This window comes from Tepidimonas sp., from assembly GCF_036824975.1.
Lineage (GTDB): Bacteria > Pseudomonadota > Gammaproteobacteria > Burkholderiales > Burkholderiaceae_C > Tepidimonas.
The window spans coordinates 16,361-21,351 of sequence record NZ_DAISZC010000031.1 but is presented as its reverse complement, the minus strand read 5'-3'; the positions used below and the strand labels follow the sequence as shown (position 1 = coordinate 21,351).

General features: G+C 69.0%; 5 protein-coding genes. 1 reads left to right on the top strand and 4 read right to left on the bottom strand.

Annotation, left to right across the window (positions count from 1 at the left end; all coding sequences use genetic code 11):
* Positions 1 to 10 precede the first annotated feature (10 nt).
* The 4 genes from tilS to cysS form a co-directional block, all read right to left on the bottom strand.
* Entirely contained in the window at positions 11 to 1,003 is a 993-nt protein-coding gene (gene tilS, locus V7Z54_RS05380; protein ID WP_334134942.1) for a tRNA lysidine(34) synthetase TilS, read from the bottom strand.
* Positions 1,004 to 1,128: 125 nt separating this feature from the next.
* Entirely contained in the window at positions 1,129 to 2,106 is a 978-nt protein-coding gene (locus V7Z54_RS05375; protein WP_334134940.1) for an acetyl-CoA carboxylase carboxyltransferase subunit alpha, read from the bottom strand.
* 75 nt (positions 2,107 to 2,181) lie between these two features.
* Positions 2,182 to 2,760 carry a DNA-3-methyladenine glycosylase family protein gene (locus tag V7Z54_RS05370; protein ID WP_334134951.1) on the bottom strand — a complete coding sequence of 193 codons (579 nt, stop codon included), beginning with the start codon at positions 2,758 to 2,760 and terminating at the stop codon, positions 2,182 to 2,184.
* Between the two features lie 116 nt (positions 2,761 to 2,876).
* On the bottom strand, positions 2,877 to 4,253 hold the full coding sequence (gene cysS, locus V7Z54_RS05365; RefSeq protein ID WP_334134938.1) for a cysteine--tRNA ligase: 1,377 nt from the start codon (positions 4,251 to 4,253) through the stop codon (positions 2,877 to 2,879).
* Between the two features lie 253 nt (positions 4,254 to 4,506).
* On the opposite strand from cysS, the gene V7Z54_RS05360 reads away from it, so the two are divergent.
* Positions 4,507 to 4,991, top strand: a 485-nt coding sequence (locus tag V7Z54_RS05360) for a tetratricopeptide repeat protein (RefSeq protein ID WP_334134937.1), incomplete at its 3' end; no start/stop codon positions are given.

Genomic DNA, 4,991 nt, shown 5'->3' with positions numbered 1-4,991 from the left:
GGGGCGTGCGCTACCTTTCTTCGGGCGACCATGTCAAGCAGTCGCCCTCGCGCCGCAGGGTCCCCGTGCCCAGGCGCAGATGGATGCGGTGGCGGCGCGTGCGCGCAGCGGCGATTTGGCGCGCTACCTCTTGCCACTGGGCGTCGCTGCCACTGGCCTCGTGGCGCGTGCGCAGCCAGTAGCGCAGCGCGTTGATGACGCGCGCGCTGGACAGCGCCCGCAGCGCCGACAGCGCCGGGGGGTCACCAATGTGGGTCAAATCCAACGCCGCCAGTTCTTCCAGCAGGGTTTGCGCCTGAGCGGCGTGGCGGGCGCTGCGAGTGAGCACCCCCCAGGCACCCGGCCCAAAGGTGGACTCCCACGCCGGCAGCAGCTGCGCGCGGATGCGGTTGCGGGTGTAGGCGGGGCTGGCGTTGCTGGGGTCGTCCACCCACGGCACGCCCGCGGTAGCTAGACCGGCGCGCAAGGCCGCACCGTCGAGCGCCAGCAGCGGACGGCCGAAGGCCACGCCGTCGTGCCAGCGCAACGCGGGCATGCCAGCCAGACCCGCTAATCCCGCACCGCGGCTGAGCGCCAGCAGCACGGTTTCGGCCTGATCTTGGGCGTGGTGCCCCAGCAGCACCACGGCCAACCCTTGCGCACGGGCCTCATCCGCCAAAGCCGCGTAGCGCGCGCGGCGGGCGGCGTCTTCCGGGCTTTGGCGCGGCGCGTGGCGGGCCTGCACACGCCGCACCGCCAGCGGCACCCCCAGTTGCGCGCACACACGGGCTACGTGCTCGACGAAGCCGTCTGCCGCCGCCTGCAGACCATGGTGCACATGCAGCGCCTGCACGCGCTGCGGCCACAGCGCGTGCGCGGCCAGCAGCAGCGCGGTGGAGTCCGCCCCGCCGCTAAAAGCCACGCCAATGCCCCCCCGGCCGGCCTCCGGCAGCTGAGGCGCCCAGGCGCGCCACCATTGGTCGACGGCGGCGCAGACGCGCGGATCAGCGGGCCACGACGGCATCGTCGGCGACCTCGGCAAGACGAAGAACCCCGGCACACCACCGGCCATTGCTGCGGAGGCTGCGGCAGTGGTGGCCGCTGGCGGGCAGGCAGACGCACACGAGGGGCGACGTGGGCTCGCCGCCTTCAGCGTCTGGCAGCCTTGGTGTCGGTAAAGCGCCCGTAGGCGTTGAGGCGGGCATAGCGGCGCTCGATGAGGGCCGCGGGGTCGAGATCGGCCACTTGGCGCAGCGCTTCGGCCAGCGCGCGCTTGAGCAACACGGCCATCTGCTGCGGGTCGCGGTGCGCACCGCCCACCGGCTCGTTGACGATCTTGTCGACCAGGCCCAGCGCCTTGAGGCGGTGCGCGGTGATGCCGAGTGCTTCCGCCGCTTCGGGGGCCTTGTCGGCTGTCTTCCACAAAATGGAGGCACAGCCTTCAGGGCTGATGACGGAATAGATGGCGTACTGCAGCATCAGCACCTGATCGGCCACCGCGATGGCCAGCGCGCCGCCCGAGCCGCCTTCGCCGATGATGGTGCTGATGATGGGCACTTCCAGCTGCGTCATCTCGTAGATGTTGCGGCCGATGGCTTCCGACTGGCCACGCTCTTCGGCATCGATGCCGGGGTAGGCGCCGGGGGTATCCACGAAGGTGAAGACGGGCAGGCGAAACTTTTCGGCCAGCTTCATCAGGCGCAGCGCTTTGCGGTAGCCTTCGGGCTTGCTCATGCCGAAGTTGCGCAGCGCGCGCTCTTTGGTGTCACGCCCCTTCTGGTGGCCGATGACAACACAGGGCTGGCCGTTGAAACGCGCCAGCCCGCCGACGATGCTGGGGTCGTCGCCAAAGTGGCGGTCGCCGTGCAGCTCCACCCAGTGGGTGAAGATGGCGCGCACATAGTCCAGCGTGTAGGGCCGGTCGCTGTGGCGCGCGATCTTGGTCACCTGCCACGGGGTGAGCTTGCTGTAGATCTCCTTGGTGAGCTGCTGGCTCTTCTGGCTGAGCCGCTCGATTTCCTCGGAGATATCCACCGCCGACTCGGACTGCACGTAGCGCAGTTCTTCGATTTTGCTTTCGAGCTCGGCGATGGGCTGCTCGAAATCCAGAAAGTTGCGTTTGGCCAAGTTGCGCCTCCTGCTCGGGAAAAGATGGGGTGCGCACGCGCCCAAGCCGCAGACGGCACGTGCTGCGGCTCCCTCTCAATACGCCACCGGAATCGGGTCCAGCGAGCGCCAAATATACCAAGTTGCCACGCTGCGGTAGGGGGCCCAGGCGGCGGCCACCTCGCGCGCGTCGCTGCGGCTGACCGGCTCGCCCGAGAAGTAGGCCAGGCTGATGCCGCGGATCAGGCCGACATCATCCAGCGGCAGCACGTTGGGCCGCAGCAAATGAAAGATCAGGAACATTTCCGCGGTCCAGCGGCCGATGCCACGGATGGCCACCAGTTCGCGGATCACCGCCTCGTCATCGCGGTCGTGCCAGGCGGCGGGGTCGATACGGCCGTCGGCAAAGTGGCGCGCCAGGTCGAGCAGATACTCAATTTTGCGCGCGCTCAGGCCCGCGGCGCGCAGGGCATCGGGCCGGCAGGCCAGCACCGCACTGGGCGTACAGGCGCCCAGCAGCGCCTCCAGCCGGTCCCACACCGCCTGTGCCGCCTTGACCGAAATCTGCTGACCAACGACGCTGCGCGCCAGCGTGGTGAAGGCGTCGCCGCGTGACTGCAGGCACGCGCCGGGGTACTGCGGGATGAGGCGCGCCAGCACGCGGTCGCGCGCCATCAAGTGCGCACAGGCGTCTTCCCAGTACGGCGGGGTGATGAGGCCGCGACAGCCGCCCGGGGCGGGCTGGTCGCTCGCCCTTTGACGAGCCAGTGACCCAGCAGGCAACACCGCCGTCATGCACGCTCCCAGGTGGTGCCGCCCGGCCCGTCCTTGAGCACGATGCCCTGCGCGGCCAGCTCGGCGCGGATACGGTCGGCGGTGGCAAAGTCGCGCGCGGCCTTGGCCGCCGCACGCTCGGCGATGCGCTGCGCGATGGCGGCCTCGTCCAGCGCCGCGCCAGCGCGCAAAAACGCCTGGGGCGGCTGCTGCAGCAGCCCCAGCGTCCCCCCCAGCGCACGCAGCAGGCCGCTCAAGCGGTTGTCACGAGTGCGGTTGACTTCGGCTGCCAGCTCGAACAGCACCGCCACCGCCTCAGGCGTACCGAAGTCCTCGTCCATCGCGGCCTTGAAGCGCGCCGCGTGCGGCTCGGCCCAGTCGATCGGCCCCACCTCCGCGGGCGGCACCTGCTGCAGCGCGGTATACAGGCGCTTGAGCGCGGCGCGCGCGTCCTCCAGATGCGCGTCGCTGTAGTTCAGTGGGCTGCGGTAGTGCGCGCGCACGATGAAGAAACGCACCGTCTCGGCGTCGAACTTTTGCAGCACCTCGCGGATGGTGAAGAAGTTGCCCAGACTCTTGGACATCTTCTCGTTGTCCACGCGCACGAAGCCGTTGTGCATCCAGATCTGCGCCAGCGGCTTGCCCGTCGCCCCTTCGCTTTGCGCGATTTCGTTTTCGTGGTGCGGAAACTGCAGGTCGGCCCCGCCGCCGTGGATATCGAAACTGTCGCCCAGTAACGCGCAGCTCATGGCCGAGCATTCGATGTGCCAGCCCGGGCGCCCTCGCCCATAGGGGCTGTCCCATTTGGCCTCATCGGGCTCGTCAGCCTTGGCCGCCTTCCACAGCACGAAGTCCAGTGGGTCGCGCTTGCCGTCACCCACCGCCACGCGCTCACCGGCGCGCAGCTCATCCAGGCTTTTGCCCGACAGCTTGCCGTAGCCGGCAAAGGCGCGCACGGCATAGTTGACGTCGCCGTTGTCGCTGCGATAGGCCAGACCCTTGGCCTGCAGCCGCTCAATCAGGCCCAGCATCTGCGGCACGTAGTCGGTGGCGCGCGGCTCGAAGTCGGGCCGCTCGATGCCCAGCGCGTCGGCATCTTCATGCAGGGCGGCGATCATGCGGTCGGTCAGACTGCGGATGGTCTCGCCATTTTGCACAGCGCGCGCGATGATTTTGTCGTCGATGTCGGTGATGTTGCGTACGTAGGTGACGCGATAGCCGCTGGCCTTGAGCCAGCGCTGCACCACGTCAAACGCCACCATGGAACGCGCGTGGCCCAAATGGCACAGGTCGTACACCGTCATGCCGCAGACGTACATGCGGACGTGGCCCGGCTCCAACGGAAGCAGCGGATCGAGCCGACGGGTGAGCGAGTTGTAGATGCGCAGGGTCATGGGAGGGGTACCCACTGGCCACCAAAGACCGCGGGCTACAATCATTCGCAAAAGCGCGTATTGTGCACCGATGACCCCCGGTTTTCGCCCCCACACCCCGGTTCATGCCAGCCCCGCCACGGGAGCTGTTGCCTGCGCATTGCTTGGAGGCCACCGTAACGGTGTGATCATCGATAGCGATGCCCGGCGCCACTCGGCGCCGCTTCGTATCGCCCGGCCTAGCCATGCCCACCCGTGGCACCGGTGGCGTCGCATGCGCGTGCTGGCGTGGCTGTTGGGCGTGCTGGCCTGCCCCATCGCCTGGGCCCAGGTCAGCCCAGCCGGCAACGCCCAGGCACCGGTGACGGCCTCGGCCGAAGCCGAGACGCCCACCAGTGTGGCACCGTACGCCGAGGTGCGGCGCCTCATTGGCGCAAGTGACTGGGCCAGTGCGCAGGAGCGGCTGCAGGCTTGGCTGCAGCAGCGACCACAGGATGCCCAGGCCCGGCTGCTGCTGGGCGTGGTGCTGGCCGGGCGCGGCGACGCTGAGGGCGCGCGCGCGGTGTACGAGACGCTGACGCGCGACCACCCCGAGCTGCCCGAACCCTACAACAACCTGGCGGTGCTGCACGCCGCCGCCGGCCGACTGCCCGAGGCCCGCGAAGCGCTGCAGACGGCGCTGCGCTTTCATCCCGACTACGCCATCGCCCACCGCAATCTGGGCGATGTGTACGCGCAACTGGCGCTGGGCCATTGGCA

Coding starts and splice junctions, on each gene's coding strand:
- cysS (WP_334134938.1), bottom strand. CDS start 4,253: ATGACCCTGCGCATCTACAACTCGCTCACCCGTCGGCTCGATCCGCTG.
- V7Z54_RS05370 (WP_334134951.1), bottom strand. CDS start 2,760: ATGGCGCGCGACCGCGTGCTGGCGCGCCTCATCCCGCAGTACCCCGGC.
- tilS (WP_334134942.1), bottom strand. CDS start 1,003: ATGCCGTCGTGGCCCGCTGATCCGCGCGTCTGCGCCGCCGTCGACCAA.